This is a genomic window from Streptomyces sp. NPDC020742, assembly GCF_040641675.1.
In the GTDB taxonomy this organism is placed as follows: domain Bacteria; phylum Actinomycetota; class Actinomycetes; order Streptomycetales; family Streptomycetaceae; genus Streptomyces.
The window spans coordinates 337,098-354,762 of record NZ_JBFAEA010000002.1 but is presented as its reverse complement, the minus strand read 5'-3'; the positions used below and the strand labels follow the sequence as shown (position 1 = coordinate 354,762).

Sequence of the window (17,665 nt, the reverse complement as noted above, 5' to 3'; positions counted from 1 at the left end):
GTTCACGAACGCGCTCGTAGTCGACCGAGGCGTGGTGGCGACGCTACCCGATCCCCGGAAGGACCGGAAGGCTTTCCTCTGCATATTCCGATCTTGCTCGGATGGCCCGCATCCAACAGCCACCTTTCGGTCAGTCGGCATGCTCGTTTGCGCCATCCCGGCGGTCATTCCCACCCCGCACGGTTTCTCCCTTCCCACGGCTACACTTCGCCAACTCGCCATCACAGCAGACCCGGTACGCCCTGCCCCTTCAAGGGAATCGCCGGGGTGCGCCGGCTATCCCCGACAGGGCGCGCCGGAGGGGGCAGGGAGGGGCACGGGAGGGAAGACGGAAGAACCGGCTCCGGGGTTGCCTCTGCTGCCGCCCGGCTCCCACCAGCCCAAATCGCGCCGTTCCAGGGCTCGTTGACGGTTACAGCTATTGACAAGAGCGGTAGGTCCTATGGAAGGTGGCCCTGCTATCCCGCGTAAGTCAGTTAGGGGACGCACACATTGAGCAGCGGCTGTTTTGCCGAACGAAAGGCAGATCAACACTTAGCCCTCCGCCATGAATTACTGGAGACCGATGCCGCAGTAACACTTCAGCCCCATGTGCACCTTCGTCCCGACGTCGGGACGGACGTTGTCACCGCGTTGCTCCGCGCACACCTCACGGCCGATGGTTATGCTCTCCTGCAGCTCGACGAGCCTTTGTCGACCTCCGATTTCGTTACCGCAGGAAAGACACTCGGCGATCCGATGCCGGAGACCGATGCGGCGGTCCTGCCGTATGTCGAGCACGGCATCATGCTCAATTTGACAGCGGATGCGGGGCGTACCTCAGACGCCTCCCTGCAACCCTTCGCCACGAACTTCCTGACCTTGCACACCGAAGGCAGTACCCGGCCCGCGGACCGGCAACCCCGGTACATCGTGCTGATGTGCTGCGAACCGGGGTACGGCACGGCCGCCCGTACCGTCCTGGTGCCCATGGCCGAGGTCCGCCGGCGCCTGTCGACGCGCGACGCCGACCTGCTCTCCCGGGTCCGCTATCGTGACGCCGCCGCGATGCCACCGCTGCTGCGGGACGTCGGCGGTTGCCCGGTCTTCTCCTTCCGCGACTTCCACACCCAACCCCTGGAGTGGGTGCTGGACGGCGAGGAGGCCGAGGCCGGCGAGGTCGACCCGGCGTTGCGGCGCCTGCTCACCGCGATGTACCGCCCCGCCGGCTCCCGTGCCGTCGAGTGGCAGCGCGGCATGCTGCTGGCCGTCGACAACCACCGCTTCTTCCACGGCAGAACCGCGGGTGACGGCCGTGTCCCGGAGACCCCGAGGCACCTCAAGCGCCTGCGTCTCCTCGGGGGATGACGCCTTCCCGCGCTCCGGTACGCCACCCCTCACCTGCCCCCATGCGACAGACCATGGAGCCCTCAGTGGAACTCTTCCCCCACTCGTTACCACAGCGATGTTTCAGCGTCCCGCCCGAGGCGGTGCAGAGCGCGGGCGCGGCGAGCCTCCTCGACGGCGGCGGCCCGCGCTTCCTGTCCGATGTCGACGAGCGGATGCTCAGCGTCTTCGACCGGGCGGCTGATCCCGAGGATCCGTTCGAGCTCTGCCGCCTGTGGCTGGGCCGGGTGGACGCGGAGTCGGGTGCGCACGCCACCCGCCCCTGGCTGGCCGAGCAGTGGCGGGCCAGCACGGTGCGGCGGAGCATGTCGCCGGAGGAGGTGCTGACGTCACGGGCGACGGTGCGGTTCGTCAAGGAGCTGTTCAACTTCTTCTTCCGTGACGACCTCTACGGCGACCTGCGGTCGGACGACCACCTGATGCTGTCTGGGGGTGCGGTGGACGAGGAGGAGTGGGGGCTCCCCGAGGTCCTCAAGGAGTGCATCCGCTACGCACTGGACCGGGACTGGTACGGCTACTCCGACTCCTGCGGTCGGGTGCAGGCACGGGAGGCGGTGGCCGCGTACGAGAGCGCCCGGATCCCCGGCGTCAGCTACGACGCGGGCAATATCGCCCTCACCATGGGCGGCACGGTGGCGATCAGCACCCTGGCCGACTTCATCGTCTCCCGGTCCGGTCCCGCGTCCGCTCCCGCGCTGTGCGCCACGCCCAACTACCCGCCGCTGGTGGAGTCGATCGCCTGCCGTACCGCCACCCGCCTGGTGCCGCTGCCGGCGCAGGACGGCCGGATGTCGGTGGAGCCGCTGCTGGCCGCGCTGTCGCCGGACACCCCGCTGGTGATGCTCCAGACGGCGGCCAACCCCACCGGCGCCGGTGTGGCGGAGGAGGACCTGGTCCGGCTGCTGAACGCGCTGTCACCGTCGACGCTGATCCTGCTGGACGAGTGCCACGAGTGGCTGGGGCCGCGAAGCGCGATGTCGCCCGCCCGGGCCGCCCGTAACGTCATCCGCGTCTCCAGCCTCTCCAAGCACTGGTCGGCACCCGGCATCAAGGCCGGCTGGATCACCGCGGACCGCGCTCTGATCGCCGAGTACTACGAGTACGCCTCCACGCACTTCGGCGGCCCGCCGTCCTTCTTCTACACCCTCATCGAAGTGCTGGCCCGGATGGAGCGCTGGCGGGTCACCGGTGTGCGGGCCGTCGGCACCGAGCAGGTGCGCGAGTTCGAGGCGTCGTACGGCCTGACCGTGGACCGGCTGCAGGACGCCTACCTCAACTACGCGTCCGAGCGGGAGGCCCGCGAGCAGAGCCTGCTGCTGTTCCGCGACGCCACGCACGCCCGCCTGTCGGAGTTCGCGACGGTCGTCAAACCCCGCTACTCGATCAACACCGCGGTGCAGCTGCCCGGTTGGGACGACTCCTACCGGTGCTTCCGCGACCTGCTGCGGGAGACCGGGGTGTCCACCTACCCGGGCATCCTCAACTTCTGCTTCTCCGGCGGCGCGGTCCGGCTGACCTCAGCCCGCAGCTGGCGGGACATCGACGCCGCCGTCGACCGGCTGGAGGCCTATGCGGGGCGGGACGCGGTGCGCCATGGCTGACTTCCCGCGCCGGGGCGGCAGCACCGTCCTCGGCATGATCCACCTCCGGCCGCTGCCCGGCACCCCGTTCCATCAGGACGGCACCTTCGACGAGACGCTGGCGAGCGCCGTGCGGTCGGCCGTCGCGCTCGAACGGGGCGGGGCGGACGGCGCTCTGGTGCAGACCGTCGACCGGGTCTACAGCGTGGCCGACGAGTCCGATCCGGCCCGTACGGCCGCCATGGGGCTGATCGTCGACGCCGTCAACCGGGCCACCGGGGACGGCTTCCACGTCGGGGTGCAGATGATGCGCCAGGCGGTCAGCGCATCGCTGGCGGTGGCGAAGGTGGCCGGCGGCTCCTTCGTCCGGGTCGGTGCGCTGGTCGGGCAGACGCTCTCCGCGCACGGCATGGTCACCCCCGACCCGCTGCACATCATGGAGTACCGCCGGAAGATCGCCGGCGAGGGCATCGGCCTCATCGCCGACATCGACTCCATGCACTTCTCGTGGTTCGGCGGTGGCAAGAGCACCGCGGAGGTGGCCCGGGCCGCCCGGGGTGCGGGGGCCGATGCGGTCGCCCTGTGCCACCGGGACGACGACACCACCCTGCGCATGATCGACGCGGTCCGCGCCGCCGCCCCGGACCTGCCGGTCATCCTCGCCGGGCACACCCACCACGGCAACGCCGCGCGGCTGCTGGCGGCGGCCGACGGCGCGTTCGTCGGCAGCTGCCTGGAGCGCGAGGGCTGGGGCAGCGAGATCGACGCCGCGCGGGTCGAGCAGTACATGGACGCCGTACGCCGTGCACCGCGGTGACTCCCCCGGCTCCGGCCCCGACCCCGACCCCCACACCATGTCTCCGTACGCGTCCCGCCCGGCCCGGGCCGCGCAGCACGAGGGGAGCCCCGCCATGACCGACCGGCCGCGACCTGGCCCGCCCCTGCCCCTGGAGCGGTTCCTCGCCACCGTGGCGGACCGGCCCGACGCCGTGGCGGTCGAGGACGGCGGGCTCCACCTGACCTTCGCGGAACTGGCGGAGCGCAGCGCCACGGTGGCGCGGCACCTGCTGGCCCGTGGCCTCGCCGCGGACTCCGTCGTCGGGCTGTGCGTCCCGCGCTCGGCGGACTTCATCGCCGCCGCGCTCGGGGTGCTGCGGGCGGGCGGCGCCTTCCTGCCGCTGGACCCGTCCTACCCCGCCGAACGGCTGCGCCACCTGGTGGCGGACAGCGGCACCGGCGTCGTCCTGACGGCCGGTGGCGCCACCGCACACCTGCCGGACGACCTGTTCCCGGTGCCCCGCACGGACTTGCCACCGGTGGACGCCGGACCGGCCCCCGGCACCGACGGGCCGCTGCCTGCGGTCCCCGCCGACCGGCTCGCCTACGTCATCTACACCTCGGGGTCGACCGGCCGGCCCAAGGGCGTACCGGTCGAACATGGCGCGCTGGCCTGGCTCCTGGGCGGCCTGGAGGAGGCCGGCGCCATCCGGCCGGGGGCTGCCCGGGTCGGCTGGAGCGCCAGCCCGTCCTTCGACGCCTCGCTCCAGCAGTGGGTCCGCGTCTGCCGAGGCGACACCGTGGTGATCGTGGACGATCTGGCACGCCGCATCCCGCAGCGGCTGGTGCAGGCGGTCACCGGCTCCCGGCTGACCGACCTCGACCTCACGCCCAGCCTGGCCGAACTGACCGCCGACCGGCTGGCCCGTGCCCTGCCCGAGGGCTCCGGGCTCCGGCTGTGGGTGGGCGGCGAGCCCGTCTCCCCGGCGCTGTGGCACACCCTCGCCGGCCACTCCGCCGCCGGCCTGCTGGACGCGGTGAACGTGTACGGCACCACCGAGACGACCGTGGACACCCTCTGGGCCCCGATAGCGGGCGAGGTGGCGCCGCACCTCGGGACGCCGCTGCCCGGTCAGACCGTCCGCCTGTTGGACGACGCGCTGCGCCCGGTGCCCACCGGTGACGTGGGCGAGCTGTACGTCGCGGGCCCCACGCTCGCCCGCGGCTACCTCGGCCGCCCCGGTCTGACGGCCGAGCGCTTCCTCCCCGATCTCTGGGCCGGGGACGGCTCGCGGATGTACCGGACCGGGGACCGCGCCCGCCGGACGCCGGAGGGCCGGCTGGAGTTCCTGGGCCGCACCGACCACCAGGTGAAGGTGCGCGGATACCGCGTGGAACTGGGGGAGGTCGAGGCGACGTTGACACAGTGCCCGGGGGTACTGGAGTGCGTGGTGGTGCCCCGTACCCAGGGCGGGGTCGGGGTGCTGGCGGCGTACCTACGTACGGCCGGAGGCACCCGCCTGGAGGAGGTGCGCGGGCATGCGGCAGAGCGACTGCCGGAGTGGATGCGCCCCGCCCGCTACACCGTGCTGCCGACGATGCCCCTGACCCCCTCCGGGAAGGTCGACCGGGTGGCGCTGGCCGCCGCCGAACCCGCTACCGCGCCCGCCCGTGCGCACTGACCGGCGTCGGTACGCCCCGCCGGGCTCAGTCGGTCCACCCGGCACGGGTCCGCAGCGGACCGCCGTACCACCGCTCGATCAGGCGGCGGGCGAGGTAACGCCGGTCCGGCAGCGCCACCCTTCCGGCGCCGACGGCCTCGGCCAGTGCCTCCCGGGTGAACCAGCGGACGGTGGCCATCTCGCTCCCGTCGGCCCGTGCGGCCGGCGAGAGCGCCCGGGCCTCGTACCCCAGCATCAGACTCCCGGGGAAGGGGTGCGGCTCGGTCTCCACACAGCGCACGGCGCCGATGGCCACCCCCGCCTCCTCCGCCGCCTCGCGCCGTACCGCGGCCTCCGCGGTCTCGCCGGGCTCCACGAAGCCGGCGAGCACCGAATACTGGTGCGCGGGCCAGCGGGTGCGGCTGCCCAACAGGCAGCGGTCCGCCGCATCGGTGATCAGCATGATCACGGCCGGGTCGGTGCGCGGGTGGTGCTCGGCGCCGCACGCCGGGCAGCGCCGGAGGTGCCCACCGCTCTCCGGCAGGGTGCGGGCGCCGCAGCGGGCACAGTGGGCGTGGCCGCGGTGCCAGTTCTCCAGGGCTGTGGCGTGCACCAGCATGCCGTGGTCCCGCGCGCCGAGCGGGTGCGCCGCGCCACCGAGGGCCACGACCCGCGCGCCGTCGCCGGGCGGAGCGGGCAACCGCTCGGCGGCGCAGGCGAAGTAGGCCGCTCCGGTGCGGTCGGTACCGAGGAAGTAGCGGTCGCCGTCGGGCGGGCAGTCGTGCACCGGGACCAGCACCAGCCGCCACCCGTCGGGTCCCTCGGAGGCATGGGTCCGGCCGTCGGCGAGCGGCAGGACGCGGGTGGTGTCCGCCTCCCAGGCCGCGCGGAGCCACGCCTCGTCCTCCCTCCGGCCGGCCGCGCGGTCCAGGGGCTGCGCGGAGGGGTCCGCGGGCTTCCCGGGGGCGGTACCGGCGTGCACCGGCCCGCACTCTCCGGACGGGGACGGGTGATTCACATGAGCCTCACTGTGACGGTCCGGGGGCGCTGGTGTCCGGTCCGGGCGGGTGCACCGGGGCCGGTGACGGCGGGGGGTGCCACGGCCATTCGTAGCTGACGTTCCGTCATATCCCGTTCGCCGAACGTAGACCACACCCCAAGGTCCGACAAGACCACTCCCCCTCCCATCCCGACATGAGTGATGATGCTCACAAAACATCCTGAAAACTACCCACCTCCCCTCCCCCGTCCCCAGCCCCTTCCGGACCCCCAGAAAGGCCGATCGCAGTGAACGAGCCCCAAGGGCAGACGCCCGAGTCCTCCCCCACGCCCTCGACGGACCTGCTCCCGGCCGTGCGGGAGGTCGTACTGCGCAACGCCCCCGATCCCGCGCCCCTGGAGGCCGCCGGACCGGACGCGCCGCTCGCGGCACACGGCTTCGACTCGCTGTGCGTGGTACGCCTGCTGGTCGACCTGGAGGAGACCCTCGGGGTCACCTTCCCCTCCGACGCGGTCAGCGCCGAGACGTTCCGCAGCGTGCGCAGCATCACCGACGCCCTCCGGACGGCGGGAACCGGGCCGGCCGCCCCGCCCGTACCGCCCGGCCCCTGACGAGCCACCACAGGTCACACGGGCCACCACCGCCCCAGGCCAGAGCACCGCACCGCACGCACCCCCACAACCCTGACGAGGAACGACATGCACGCCACCCCCGACGAGGACCACCGGCTCGCCCACCGCTGCGCGGAACGGGAGTTCACCGACCGGCTCCCCGTCCACCCGACGATCCCGGAGCTGCTGGCGCACCGGGCCGACCTCGACGGCTCGGCGCCGTACCTCACCTTCCACGGTGCCGACAGGGCCGCGACGACCCTCAGCTACCGCGGCACCCTCCGGCTCAGCCGCCGCCTCGCGGCATGGGCCGTACGGGACCTGGGCGCCCGCCCCGGAGACGTCCTCGCGCTCGCCCCCACCAACGAACTCCGGTCGGTCATCGCGGTGTTCGGGCTGCTGCTCGCCGGCTGCTCCGTACTGTCGGTGAATCCGGCCGACCCGGCGGCCCGGATCGCACAGCAGACCGAGGCGCTGGGCGCCACGGCGGTGCTGCGCGCTCCGGACACCACCGCCGACGCATCGGTGCCGTGGACCCTGCTGCCCGACCCGCGGGAGCTGCCAGCGGCCGACGACGCCTGGACCGGGCCGGCCCTCGACCCCGGGGCGGACGCCCTGTACTTCGGCACCTCGGGGTCCACCGCCGCCGCCAAGCTGGTGGCGCAGTCGCACTACAACGGCGCGGTCAACGCCGAGGCCCTGCGCCGGCACCACGGCCTCGGCCCGGGCGACCGGTTCCTGGGCTGTCTGCCGGTCCATCACGTCAACGGCATGCACTTCACCCTCTTCGGCACCCTGGCCGCCGGCGCACACGGCATCCTGCTCCCCGGCTTCGACCCCTTCCGGTACCCGCGACTGCTGACCGCGTACCGGCCGCGGATCGCCAGCGTGGTCCCCAGCATCCTGGAGACCCTGCTGGAGACCTGGCGCTCTCCCCAACTCCCCGCGGAGTTCGAGTACTTCGTCTCCGCTGCCGCGCCGCTGTCCGCGTACACCGCCCGCGCCGTGCACGACCGCTGGGGCGTCCGGGTCCTCCAGGGATACGGCCTGACCGAGACGACCAACTTCTCCACCACCATGCCCCGCGGCCTGTCCGACGCCGCCTACCGCGCCCTCATGCTGGACGGTGACCTCCCCTCGGTGGGCACCGCCCTGTACGGCAACGAGGTGGCGGTGCTCCGCGCGGACGGCGCACGCGCCGAGCCGGGCGAGACCGGCGAGATCTGCATGCGCGGCCACAATGTGATGTCGCGCTACCAGGGGAACCCGGAGGCGACGGCGGAGGCGTTCGCCGGCGGCTGGTTCCACTCCCAGGACCTGGGGTACGAGGTCGTCGAACCGGAGAGCGGACTGCGCTTCGTCGTCATCACCGGACGCGCCAAGAACATCGCCAAGGTGCGCGGCGAGACGGTGTCGCTGGAGGAGATGGAGCGGGCCCTGAAGGCCTTCCCGCCGGTGCGCGACGCCGCCTGCGCCACCGCCCCGGACCGGTTCCTGGGTGAGGTCGTGGTCGCCGCGGTGGCCGTGGCGGACGGCACGACGGACGAGGCGCTGCGGGAGCACCTGGGGCACTCCTTCGACCCGGCGGTGCTGCCGGTCCGCTTCGTACGGATGCCGGCCGTCCCCAGGACCGCCACCGGCAAGGTCATCCGCCCCCGACTGCGCGACCTGCTCGCGGCCGCCGACGAACGTCCGGCGGCCGGCACCGCCCCGCAGCCCTGACCGCAGTCGTGCCCACCGCCCTGACCGCAGATCCGACCACAGATCCGACCGCAATCCTGACCGGCGATTCCATGACCACACGCACCACCCGTATGTCCACCACCGCTGCCGCGACCACCCGCGCCGTCCGCGACACCTTCTCCGGGCTGCCGGCCGCCTTCTGGTGGCTCTGGACCAGCACCTTGATCAACCGGCTGGGGGCGTTCGTCTCCACCTTCCTCGCGCTCTACCTCACCGTGCAGAAGGGCTACTCGGCGTCCTACGCGGGCCTGGTCGCCGCGCTCTACGGGCTGGGGGGCGCGGCGGGGAACCTGGTGGCCGGCGTCCTCACCGACCGGCTGGGCCGCAGACCGACCCTGCTGGTGTCTCAGACGGCCACCGCGGGCGCCGTGGCGCTCCTGGGTTTCGCCGCCCACCCCTGGACGATCGCGGGGCTCGCGGCGCTGGCCGGCATGACCACCAGCGCGTCCCGGCCCGCGGTGCAGGCGATGATGACCGACATCGTGCCCGAGCGGCACCGCGTCCGGGCGTTCGCCCTCAACTACTGGGCCATCAACATCGGTTTCGCGCTGTCGGCCTCCGCGGCCGGCCTGATCGCGCGCTACTCCTACCTCTGGCTCTTCCTGGGGGAGGCGCTGCTGACCGCCCTGTGTGCGGTGGTCGCCTACTTCCGGCTGCCGGAGTCCCGCCCGGAGCGCCCGGGCGCTCTGGAGGACGGCCCGGAGGACGGCCCGGTCGGCGGCCGGGAGGACGGCCCGGTCGGCGGCCCGGAGGACCGCCCGGTCGGCGGCCCGGAGGACCGCCCGGTCGGCGGCACCTCCCTGGGGGACGTGCTGCGCGATGTCCGCTTTATGACCGTCGTCGGACTGAACCTGCTGCTGGTGACGCTGTATCAGCAGGGCTTGGTGACGCTGCCGTTGGCGATGGGGCGGGCCGGTTTCGACAGCACCGACTTCGGCCTGGTGATCGCCGCCAACGGCATCCTCATCGTCGCCCTGCAGATCCCGGTGACCCGCCTCATCGAGCACCGTTCCGCCGGACCGCTGCTGGTGCTCTCGGCCCTCCTGACCGGCGTCGGCTTCGGCCTCACCGCCCTGGCCGACTCCGTGCCCTTCTATGTGCTGACCGTCTGCGTCTGGACGCTGGGCGAGATCATCAACTCCCCCACCCAGATGTCCCTGGTCACCCGGCTCTCCCCCGTGCAGGGCCGCGGCCGCTACCAGGGCGTGTACACCCTGTCCTGGTCGGTCGCCGCCTTTGTGGCCCCTCTGCTCGGCGGCGTGGTCATCGACCGGTACGGGGCAGACGCGGTGTGGGTGGGCAGCCTGGCGGTGGGCGCCCTGGCGGCCGTCGGCTACGCCCAGGTGATGCGCCGCTCCCAGGACAGCCCCTCCTCCGCCACCCCCGCCACACCCCCGGCCTCCCGCTCATGACCCGCACCGGGACGCACGGCCGGTGGACCGTCGGGACGCACGGCCGGTGGACCGTCGGGGCACACGGCCGTCGGGACGCACGGCTGATGGAGTGAAGCCCACGAGCGCCCCTGGATTCTCCTCCCCGATTTCCCACTGGGGCGCCTATATGGTGCGCATCGCAACCGCCCCCCACGCCAAGGAGTCCGGCAGTGGCACAACAGGACATCAAAACCGACATCATGGAACGGCTCGACGCCCTCAACACGCTTATGCCCGAATTGCGGAAGATGGATTCTGACGCAAAGCGCCTCAAGGCCGAAGTCGCCACGCTCAACGCCAAGTTGGCCTCATCCGACCGGGAGCTCGGCAATGCCGAATTCGCCGACCTCGTCGACAACACCCTCCTCTCCTGGTGAGAAGCCCCGGATGCGCCCCGGGCAGCCTTGACCGGGAATGAGTGTCAGGATATTCCGCATCCCAGAATGCGGAATATCCTGACGCTGGGGCGCGTACCGCAGGAACTCCTGAACACCGCAGCGGCCCTCTGGCGCGCGGACACCCTCAACGATCCCCCGAGCAGCGGACAATCCGTCCTGCTCCTCGCGGACCAGGAAGGCACCGCACCGGCGGAGTACATCCGGACCCTGCAAGCCATTGACACAGCTGGCAGCCCGGTCGGCATCATCCCCGTCTCCCGGAATTCCCCCACCCGGGAGCAACTCACCCGCCTCCTCGCCCAGGACACGCTCCGCATCGACGTCGCGCGGATCCGCTGCCGACTCACCGAGTGCCCGGAGGCGAACCTCCCTTCCGCACCCCCGGTCCTGCGCAGGGCCGGCCATGACGACCCCCGGTCCGCCTCCGCGGACCTCGACGCCGATCTGCTCGTCCTCCAAGGACACGCGGGCCCGGTGGACGCGGGGTTCGGCCGGTGGCTCACGCTCTGCAGCCGCGCCCGTCACCGGCCGGACGACGCTCCCGTCTTCCCCTGCTTCGGCACCACCCGATGCTTCCGGCAGCCGTCGCACGGCCGAACCCCGCACTCCACGGCAGGACTCGTCGACCCGGCCGCGCTCACCTGCCCCCTGCTGATCCTCGACGGCTGCGGAACCTTCCCCGTCCCCGGATCGGTCTTCCGCTACGAGGCGGGCCTCGCGCGCGCCCTCATGGACAGCAGCGTCTCTGCCGCCGTCCTGACGCATGGGGTGAGCGCCTCGCCCCTCTCGGCGCTGATCACCTTCCTCGGGACGCTCGCCGACGGGCACGGTCTCGGCACGGCCGTCCGGGAAGCCAACCTCCATATGCACGACGTGGGGAGTCCCACCTCCCTCGACGGAACGGCCGTTGCCCCCTGGGCCGTCCTGGGAAACCCCGAACTCAAGGTCGTGGGACTGCCCTTGCTCAGGGCCACCCTCCACCCCACCGAAACCGGAGCCGCGTGCGCCCTGCCCACGGAGCGTCTCGACCCTCGCTACGGCGGACTCGTCGCCCTCGACGGGCTGCCCGCCCGGTCCGGCCCGTTCGACCTCACCTGCCGGGACGGCCGATGGGCGCGCGGCGCACTGCGCGCCGACGGCCGCGCCCACCTATGGATCTCCGGATCCGACGCCCCCTCAACACCGGCCACGAGCCGCCCAGTTGAGGTCGTCCTGGCACCGCGCCCCAAGGACCCCACCGCCGCCTGGCGCAGGAGAGCCGCGTGGATCCAGGCCAACCGGGCCCTGCTCGGCCGCATGGCCGAGACGTACGCGGAACGTGGTGGCGCAGAAGACTTCCTCCCGACGCTGATCTCGCTGTGGGACGACGTGAGCGGTGCCGTCGAGCGGGTGGCCTTCGCGGCGACTCCGCTCCGGCACCCGTCCCTCGCCCCTCCCCTGACCTCCTCCACCGCACCGCTCACCGCACGGATCAGGGAACTGGACCGGGCCACCGCCCGTACCCTCGCCGCCGCCGTTCCGGTCATCGGAGCCCGACTGTTCCGTCTGTGGTCCCCGCCGTGGCCCAGCGCGGGCCGCGCCCACGTCACCGAGGCCTGCTCGTGCGGCTGCCCGCTCGCCGGTGATGTGCGCCGGCATCCGCTCCTGGGCCTGGCCCGCATCGGGCTGCGGTGTCCGGCGTGCGGGCCGGTGGGGGACGTCTGCGCCCAGAGGTCCGGCGCGGAGCGGTACGGATCCCCCCAGGAGCCCGGCGCGGAGGGCTACGGATCCGCCCAGGAGTCCGGCGCGGAGGAGTACGGATCCGCCCAGGAGTCCGGCGCGGAGGGGGCAGAGGGGGCGGAGGGATACGTCCCGACCGTACTGGGCGGCCCACGGCAGCGCTCCGTCGCGGCCGGAGCAACGGCCCGGTGGCACATCCGCCGGCTCAGTCGGGAGCGCTCCGACGGATTCGCCGGGGCCGCGCTCTTCGACCCCTTCCGACAGCGCCAGCTGGTCATGGACGCCGCCGAAGTTCGTCCCCGCTCCGCCGTCGACCTGGCGGTGGCGATCCCGGAGGACTGGCCGCCGGGCCTGAGCCAGGCCGTGGTCGTCGTCACCGCGGGCGCCGAGCTGTCTTTCCTGGATTTCGACCTCATGGTGACACCAGGCCCCCCGAATCCGCCGGCCCACCCACTCCCCCACCACCGCACCCACCCGGGCTCGCCCCCTCCCTCCCCCACCCCCTCCACCATGCTCCGCGACCGCCCGCACACCGATGGTGCCCTGCCCCCCTGAAGTGGCCTCGCATGCGGGACGGGCGCGTGGCAACGTGGGGGGTGAGGTTGCCTCCCTCGCCCACCCCTCTCTTCCGATGAGGAGGCCCCTATGGACGACAAGGCGTTCTTCCGCGCGGTGGCGGAGCGCTCGGGACTCTCCCGGCAAGAAGCAGCCGATCTCACCCGAGCCACTTTGGAGACCCTCGCCCTGCGCCTGAGCGACGGCGAGGTCCGCGATCTGACCCCCGAGCTTCCCGCATCCCTACGTGACTCACTCCAGTGGGGAAAGGGCGAGATGAAGATCTTTGGCCCCGACGCATCGATCCGCAGGGTGTGCCAACGCACCGGCCTGACCGCACCGGAAGCCACCCGCGGGGTTCGGGCGGTGCTCAGCACACTGCAGGAGTCCGTCTCCGCGAAGGAGTTCGCGCACGCCATGTCGCAGCTCGGCAAGGAGTACGCCCAGCTGCTGGAGCCCACCGGCTGACGGCCCCGCCCTCCTGCACGGCCGCCCTGCTGCAAGGCCACCCTCCTGTGGGTCCGTACTCCTGTGGGTCCGTACTCCTGCGTGACCACATCCCTGCTCGGCCCCGTCGCGCACACCCCGCATCCGCGGACAAGGCGACCGCTCGCCTCAGCCCCCGTCCGCCCCTCAAGTGGCTCGTCAACCAAGCCGTCAGGTGGCCCGCCACCCCGACCAGCGGGCCACCACCATCTCCACCACGGGCCCCTCCGGCGGGCGGTCCGCGTACTGCCGTCGGTACTTCTCCGCCAGCAGGCGCACGTACCGCGTAGACGCCGCCTCCGCCTCGCCGGACGACGGCGGCAGCACGGTGGCCACACCGTCCGCGCGCGCCCACCACAGGCGCCCCCAGTCCTCGTCATAGCGGTCGACGAGGAGGCAGGCCTCGGGATGGGCACGGATATTGGCCAGCCGCCGCAGCCGGTCCGTCCGCTTCGGCTTCTGATCCACCGCGAAGACCACGGTGTCCCCGGTGAGCGCGAAGACGGTCGGCACCAGGTGCGGACGGCCGCTGGCGTCGGTGGTGGCGAGGCGTGCGATCCGGGAGCGGGCGAAGCACTCCCGCGCCTCCTCGCTCGTCATCGTCGGCACGGCACCACCTGCCGGCTCACCGGAACCGTTCCCCGACGAGGCCCGGTTTCCCCGGGACCAACGGTCCGTGCCATGGCTCTCCCTCTTCTCCCGGCTGCGCCGACCTGTACCCCGATCATCCGGACCCCAACAATCCGTGCGGCCGACCGGGCGATCGCCGAGCGCAGCACGTACATCCGCCCGCCGCCGGGATGCGGTGAGACCATGCCCGCGCAGAGACGCCACCAGGAGACGGGGCAATTCCTCGATTCCCCTTCCGTGCATGGAATGTGATGGTCCATCACCACGATCCCATCACTCCCATCACTCCCATCACTCCCATCGTCCCCAGCGCCCCCGCGCTCTGCGTGTGTGCGTAATGCGCGGGGGCGGCGGAAGAGCCTGACCACTCACCGCGTCGGAGGTGCTCAGGATCCGTTCAGGTTCCCGATGGCAGCGTCAGGCACCATGAGTGCTGAAATTCCTGTGGCCGTCGAGGCCCATGAGACGGATGGATCGGCCGCCGGTGGTGGGCGGCGTCGTCGATGGAACAAGGTCCCCGAGGTCACCCTGTACTTCTGGGTGATCAAAGTGCTGTGCACGACGGTCGGCGAGACCGCAGCGGACCTGCTGAACGAGAAGCTGGGGCTGGGCCTGACCGGGGTGTCGCTGCTGATGAGCGTGCTGCTGGTCGCGGTGCTGGTGGCACAGTTCCGTACCCGCGCCTACCGCCCCGGCGTCTACTGGCTCGCGGTGGCGATGATCAGCATCGTCGGCACCCTGATCAGCGACAACCTGACGGACAACCTGGGCGTGCCGCTGGAGGCCAGCACGGTGGCTTTCGCGGTGGCGCTGGCGGCGGTGTTCGCCGCCTGGTACCGCAGTGAGCGGACGCTGTCCATCCACCACATCGACACCACGCGCCGTGAGTCGTTCTACTGGCTGGCCGTGCTGTTCACCTTCGCCCTGGGTACCGCCGCCGGCGACCTGGTCGCCGAGCAGATGGATCTCGGTTACTGGATCTCCGCAGGGCTGTTCGCGCTGGCCATCGCGGCGGTCGCGGTGGCGCACTTCGCCCTCGGCCTGGACGCGGTGTGGAGCTTCTGGATCGCCTACGTCCTGACCCGGCCGCTGGGCGCGTCGATCGGCGACTACCTGTCGCAGCCCACCGGGGACGGCGGGCTGGGTCTGGGCACGGTGATCACCAGTGTGCTGTTCCTGGGGGTCATTCTCGGCCTGGTGGTGTTCCTGACAGTGACCCGGCGGGACGTGGCCGAGCCGGAGCGGCTCGCCGGACGGGCGGGCTGAGGACGGAGGACGGAGGCTCCCGAGGACGGAGGGACGCGGCGGGCGAGGCCCGGGCTGGGGTGGGGCGGGCTGGGGCAGGGCGGGGCGGCCCTCAGCCGGAGGGCAGGGTGACCACGAACGCCGCGCCGGGCGAGTGGGCCGCGTCATAGGTCACCTCACCGCCGGCGGAGCGGGCCAGGCGCCGTGCGAGCGGCAGCCCCAGGCCCGCTCCGCCATGGCCGTCCTCGGGCTCGGCGCGCCGGCCCGGCTGGAACAGGTACGGGACGAAGGCGGCCGGGACGCCGGGGCCGTCGTCGACGACGGCCACGCGGATGCGGTCGGCGTCCTGGGAAACGCGGATGCCGATATGCGTACGGGCGTGACGCAGGGCGTTGTCGGCGAGCGGGCCGACGATGCGTTCCAGCAGTGCGGCGGAGACTCCGACCACCGGTGCGTGCGGTGCGTGCGGGCCGGTGGCGGTGACGTCGACGGACGTCTGCCCGGGGAGGCTGAGCCGGTCCGTGAGGCGGTCCGTGAGGCGGCGCAGGACGGACAGCGCGTCGGCCGTCCCCGGGGCGGTCCGTGCGGTGGCGCGCGCGTCGTCGAGGAGGGTGTCGCAGATGGACCGCATGGAGTCGGCGGCGTCGGCGATGCAGCTGTGCGTGGCGCACGTCTCGGCGGTGGTGCGGGGCCGTGCCTGCCACCAGTCGAGTTCTGCGGTGATCCGGGCCAGCGGGTTGCGGAGTTCGTGGGACAGTTCCCTGGTCAGCTGCTGTTCGTGGCGCAGCAGGGCGCGTATCCGGTCCAGCAGCGCGTCCAGCGAGGCTCCGAGCCGGGCCAGTTCGGCGGGGCGGTCCCCGGCGGAGAAGCGCTGCCGCGAGGCGACCACGCTCCACCGGGTGGCCTGGTCGGTCATCGCCCCCACGGGCCGCAGCGCGCGTCCCACCACCAGTCTGGTCAGGAGGTACGTTCCGGCGAGGACCGTGCCGTCCAGGGCGAGCGAGGCGATCAGCAGGGTGTCGGCGGAGGCGCGGTAGGGGCCGAGGTCCATGGCGGTGACGACGGCCGCGGCGGGTGGGGCCCCGGCGCGGGTGCCGCCCACCGGCTCGGCGCAGAGCCTGGCCGGGGCGGCGCCGTCGAGGGCTGCGCAGCGCGGGACGCCGTGGGCGGCGAGGCGTGCGGCGGTGCGGGTGAGCGTACCGTCGGCGGGGGCGGAGGCGGGGTGCTCCAGGACCCGGCTTCCGGCGTAGATCCACACATTGGTGTCGAGGAGGGCGTCGTCGGGCGTCTCCAGGACGCGGGCCGGATGGTGGCGGGTGTCGACGGTCGCGGCGACCGCGGCGGCCCGGGCACGCAGTTCGTCGTCCGCCTGCTGCGCCAGGTGCCGTTGGACGGCGGCGTTGAACACCACGGTGAGGACCGCCATCACCAGCGCGGCGGTGGTGAGCGCCACCAGCGACAACCGTCCCCGGAGGGTACGCGGACGGCAGCGGGTCGCCATGGCGGCGAGGCGGGAGCGGGTGGCGCTCATGAGAGCCGGTGTCCGACGCCGCGGGCGGTGCCGATGGTCAGCGCGCTGCCCGCGTCCCGGAGCTTGCGCCGTAGCCGGCTCAGATACTGGTCGAGCGTGTTGTCACTGACTTGGGCGCCCTCGGGCCAGCCGGCCCGGACCAGGTCGCGCCGGTGGACCACCGCCCCCAGGCCGGACATCAGCGCGCCCAGCACCCGGAATTCGGTGGGGGTCAGGGCCAGCTCGGTGTCCCGGACGCGCAGGGTGCGGTGCACCGGGTCCAGGACCAGGTCTCCGGCGACGGCGGGCTCGGCGGCCCCGGAGCGTTTGAGGGCGGCGCGCAGCCGGGCGGTGAGCTCGGCGAGGTGGAACGGCTTGGGAAGGTAGTCATCGCCGCCGGCGGCGAACCCGCTGAGCCGGTCACTGAGGCCGTGGTGCGCGGTCAGGAAGACCACCGGCCGGCGGAACCCCCGCGCCCGCATCGCCTGGCACACGTCCCGCCCGTCCGCATCGGGCAGTCCGACGTCCAGGACGACGGCGTCCACCTCCGGCTCGGCGAGCCGCAGAGCGGTGGCGCCGTCGTAGGCGCTCACCGTGGCGAACCCCTCGTCCCGCAGCCCGCGCACCAGCACGTCCCGCAGGGCGTGGTCGTCCTCGACGACCAGAACGGTGGTGGGTCGCATCGGTGATCACCTCGTGGACTCGGGCGGTTGGGTCGGAGGCGCTCGCTCCGGTGATCGCCGATGCGGGACGCCGGGCGGACACCCCCGAGCGACTACAAGCACGTAGACCGTCTACGGAACTGTAGACGACGCAGGTGCATGCAGGCGTACGCAGGTGCAGGCAGGTGTAGGCAGGTGATGCAGGCGTACGAAGGTGTACGCAGGTCAAGGCGGGGTCCGCGCTACCGGCCCGGGCTGGCCGCCGCCTG

Annotated in this window: 15 protein-coding genes; 11 read left to right on the top strand and 4 right to left on the bottom strand. The window is 72.6% G+C overall.

The features are described from left to right. Nucleotides 1-591: 591 nt before the first annotated feature. From AB0G84_RS05580 to AB0G84_RS05565, 4 genes are all read left to right on the top strand, one after another. Nucleotides 592-1,347 (top strand): TauD/TfdA family dioxygenase, encoded by a 756-nt coding sequence (locus AB0G84_RS05580; protein ID WP_361315913.1) that lies wholly within the window; start codon nt 592-594, stop codon nt 1,345-1,347. Nucleotides 1,348-1,412: 65 nt separating this feature from the next. Next, nucleotides 1,413-2,987: an aminotransferase class I/II-fold pyridoxal phosphate-dependent enzyme gene (locus AB0G84_RS05575; protein ID WP_361315910.1), complete on the top strand. Its 1,575-nt coding sequence runs from the start codon at nt 1,413-1,415 to the stop codon at nt 2,985-2,987. After that, nucleotides 2,980-3,783 carry a BtpA/SgcQ family protein gene (locus AB0G84_RS05570; protein ID WP_361315907.1) on the top strand — a complete coding sequence of 268 codons (804 nt, stop codon included), beginning with the start codon at nt 2,980-2,982 and terminating at the stop codon, nt 3,781-3,783. The genes AB0G84_RS05575 and AB0G84_RS05570 overlap by 8 nt, the downstream gene beginning before the upstream one ends. A 94-nt stretch (nt 3,784-3,877) precedes the next feature. Beyond that, the gene (locus tag AB0G84_RS05565) at nt 3,878-5,425 is read left to right on the top strand and encodes an amino acid adenylation domain-containing protein (protein WP_361315904.1); all 1,548 of its coding nucleotides are present in this window, start codon (nt 3,878-3,880) and stop codon (nt 5,423-5,425) included. A gap of 25 nt (nt 5,426-5,450) precedes the next feature. Here AB0G84_RS05565 and nudC read toward each other — a convergent pair whose 3' ends face one another. After that, on the bottom strand, nt 5,451-6,386 hold the full coding sequence (gene nudC, locus AB0G84_RS05560) for an NAD(+) diphosphatase (RefSeq protein WP_361315901.1): 936 nt from the start codon (nt 6,384-6,386) through the stop codon (nt 5,451-5,453). Between the two features lie 305 nt (nt 6,387-6,691). On the opposite strand from nudC, the gene AB0G84_RS05555 reads away from it, so the two are divergent. From AB0G84_RS05555 to AB0G84_RS05530, 6 genes are all read left to right on the top strand, one after another. Continuing rightward, nucleotides 6,692-7,015, top strand: a complete 324-nt coding sequence (locus AB0G84_RS05555) for a phosphopantetheine-binding protein (RefSeq protein ID WP_361315898.1) — start codon at nt 6,692-6,694, stop codon at nt 7,013-7,015. Nucleotides 7,016-7,102: 87 nt separating this feature from the next. Then, entirely contained in the window at nt 7,103-8,737 is a 1,635-nt protein-coding gene (locus tag AB0G84_RS05550; RefSeq protein ID WP_361315895.1) for a class I adenylate-forming enzyme family protein, read from the top strand. 71 nt (nt 8,738-8,808) lie between these two features. After that, a complete protein-coding gene (locus AB0G84_RS05545) occupies nt 8,809-10,170 on the top strand; it encodes an MFS transporter (RefSeq protein WP_361315893.1) in 1,362 nt (453 codons plus the stop codon). 191 nt (nt 10,171-10,361) lie between these two features. After that, a complete protein-coding gene (locus AB0G84_RS05540) occupies nt 10,362-10,568 on the top strand; it encodes a hypothetical protein (RefSeq protein WP_361315891.1) in 207 nt (68 codons plus the stop codon). Between the two features lie 66 nt (nt 10,569-10,634). After that, nucleotides 10,635-12,863: a hypothetical protein gene (locus AB0G84_RS05535; RefSeq protein WP_361315889.1), complete on the top strand. Its 2,229-nt coding sequence runs from the start codon at nt 10,635-10,637 to the stop codon at nt 12,861-12,863. A gap of 90 nt (nt 12,864-12,953) precedes the next feature. Continuing rightward, nucleotides 12,954-13,331 carry a DUF2267 domain-containing protein gene (locus tag AB0G84_RS05530; protein WP_361315886.1) on the top strand — a complete coding sequence of 126 codons (378 nt, stop codon included), beginning with the start codon at nt 12,954-12,956 and terminating at the stop codon, nt 13,329-13,331. Between the two features lie 189 nt (nt 13,332-13,520). On the opposite strand, the gene AB0G84_RS05525 is transcribed toward AB0G84_RS05530, so the two are convergent. Further along, nucleotides 13,521-13,958: a TIGR03668 family PPOX class F420-dependent oxidoreductase gene (locus AB0G84_RS05525; protein WP_361315883.1), complete on the bottom strand. Its 438-nt coding sequence runs from the start codon at nt 13,956-13,958 to the stop codon at nt 13,521-13,523. A 447-nt stretch (nt 13,959-14,405) separates the two neighbouring features. Between AB0G84_RS05525 and AB0G84_RS05520 the strand changes: the two genes are divergently transcribed. Continuing rightward, on the top strand, nt 14,406-15,245 hold the full coding sequence (locus AB0G84_RS05520; RefSeq protein WP_361315880.1) for a hypothetical protein: 840 nt from the start codon (nt 14,406-14,408) through the stop codon (nt 15,243-15,245). A 91-nt stretch (nt 15,246-15,336) separates the two neighbouring features. Here AB0G84_RS05520 and AB0G84_RS05515 read toward each other — a convergent pair whose 3' ends face one another. Continuing rightward, nucleotides 15,337-16,755 (bottom strand): HAMP domain-containing sensor histidine kinase, encoded by a 1,419-nt coding sequence (locus tag AB0G84_RS05515; RefSeq protein WP_361315877.1) that lies wholly within the window; start codon nt 16,753-16,755, stop codon nt 15,337-15,339. After that, nucleotides 16,752-17,417, bottom strand: a complete 666-nt coding sequence (locus AB0G84_RS05510) for a response regulator transcription factor (RefSeq protein WP_361315874.1) — start codon at nt 17,415-17,417, stop codon at nt 16,752-16,754. Before AB0G84_RS05510 ends, AB0G84_RS05515 begins: the two co-directional genes overlap by 4 nt. Nucleotides 17,418-17,665: the final 248 nt, after the last annotated feature.

What these genes read in the sequence shown, in the direction of transcription:
- AB0G84_RS05570 (WP_361315907.1), top strand. Translation starts at nt 2,980, where the DNA reads ATGGCTGACTTCCCGCGCCGGGGCGGCAGCACCGTCCTCGGCATGATC.
- AB0G84_RS05565 (WP_361315904.1), top strand. Translation starts at nt 3,878, where the DNA reads ATGACCGACCGGCCGCGACCTGGCCCGCCCCTGCCCCTGGAGCGGTTC.
- AB0G84_RS05550 (WP_361315895.1), top strand. Translation starts at nt 7,103, where the DNA reads ATGCACGCCACCCCCGACGAGGACCACCGGCTCGCCCACCGCTGCGCG.
- AB0G84_RS05545 (WP_361315893.1), top strand. Translation starts at nt 8,809, where the DNA reads ATGACCACACGCACCACCCGTATGTCCACCACCGCTGCCGCGACCACC.
- AB0G84_RS05535 (WP_361315889.1), top strand. Translation starts at nt 10,635, where the DNA reads ATGCGGAATATCCTGACGCTGGGGCGCGTACCGCAGGAACTCCTGAAC.
- AB0G84_RS05530 (WP_361315886.1), top strand. Translation starts at nt 12,954, where the DNA reads ATGGACGACAAGGCGTTCTTCCGCGCGGTGGCGGAGCGCTCGGGACTC.
- AB0G84_RS05520 (WP_361315880.1), top strand. Translation starts at nt 14,406, where the DNA reads ATGAGTGCTGAAATTCCTGTGGCCGTCGAGGCCCATGAGACGGATGGA.
- AB0G84_RS05515 (WP_361315877.1), bottom strand. Translation starts at nt 16,755, where the DNA reads ATGAGCGCCACCCGCTCCCGCCTCGCCGCCATGGCGACCCGCTGCCGT.
- AB0G84_RS05510 (WP_361315874.1), bottom strand. Translation starts at nt 17,417, where the DNA reads ATGCGACCCACCACCGTTCTGGTCGTCGAGGACGACCACGCCCTGCGG.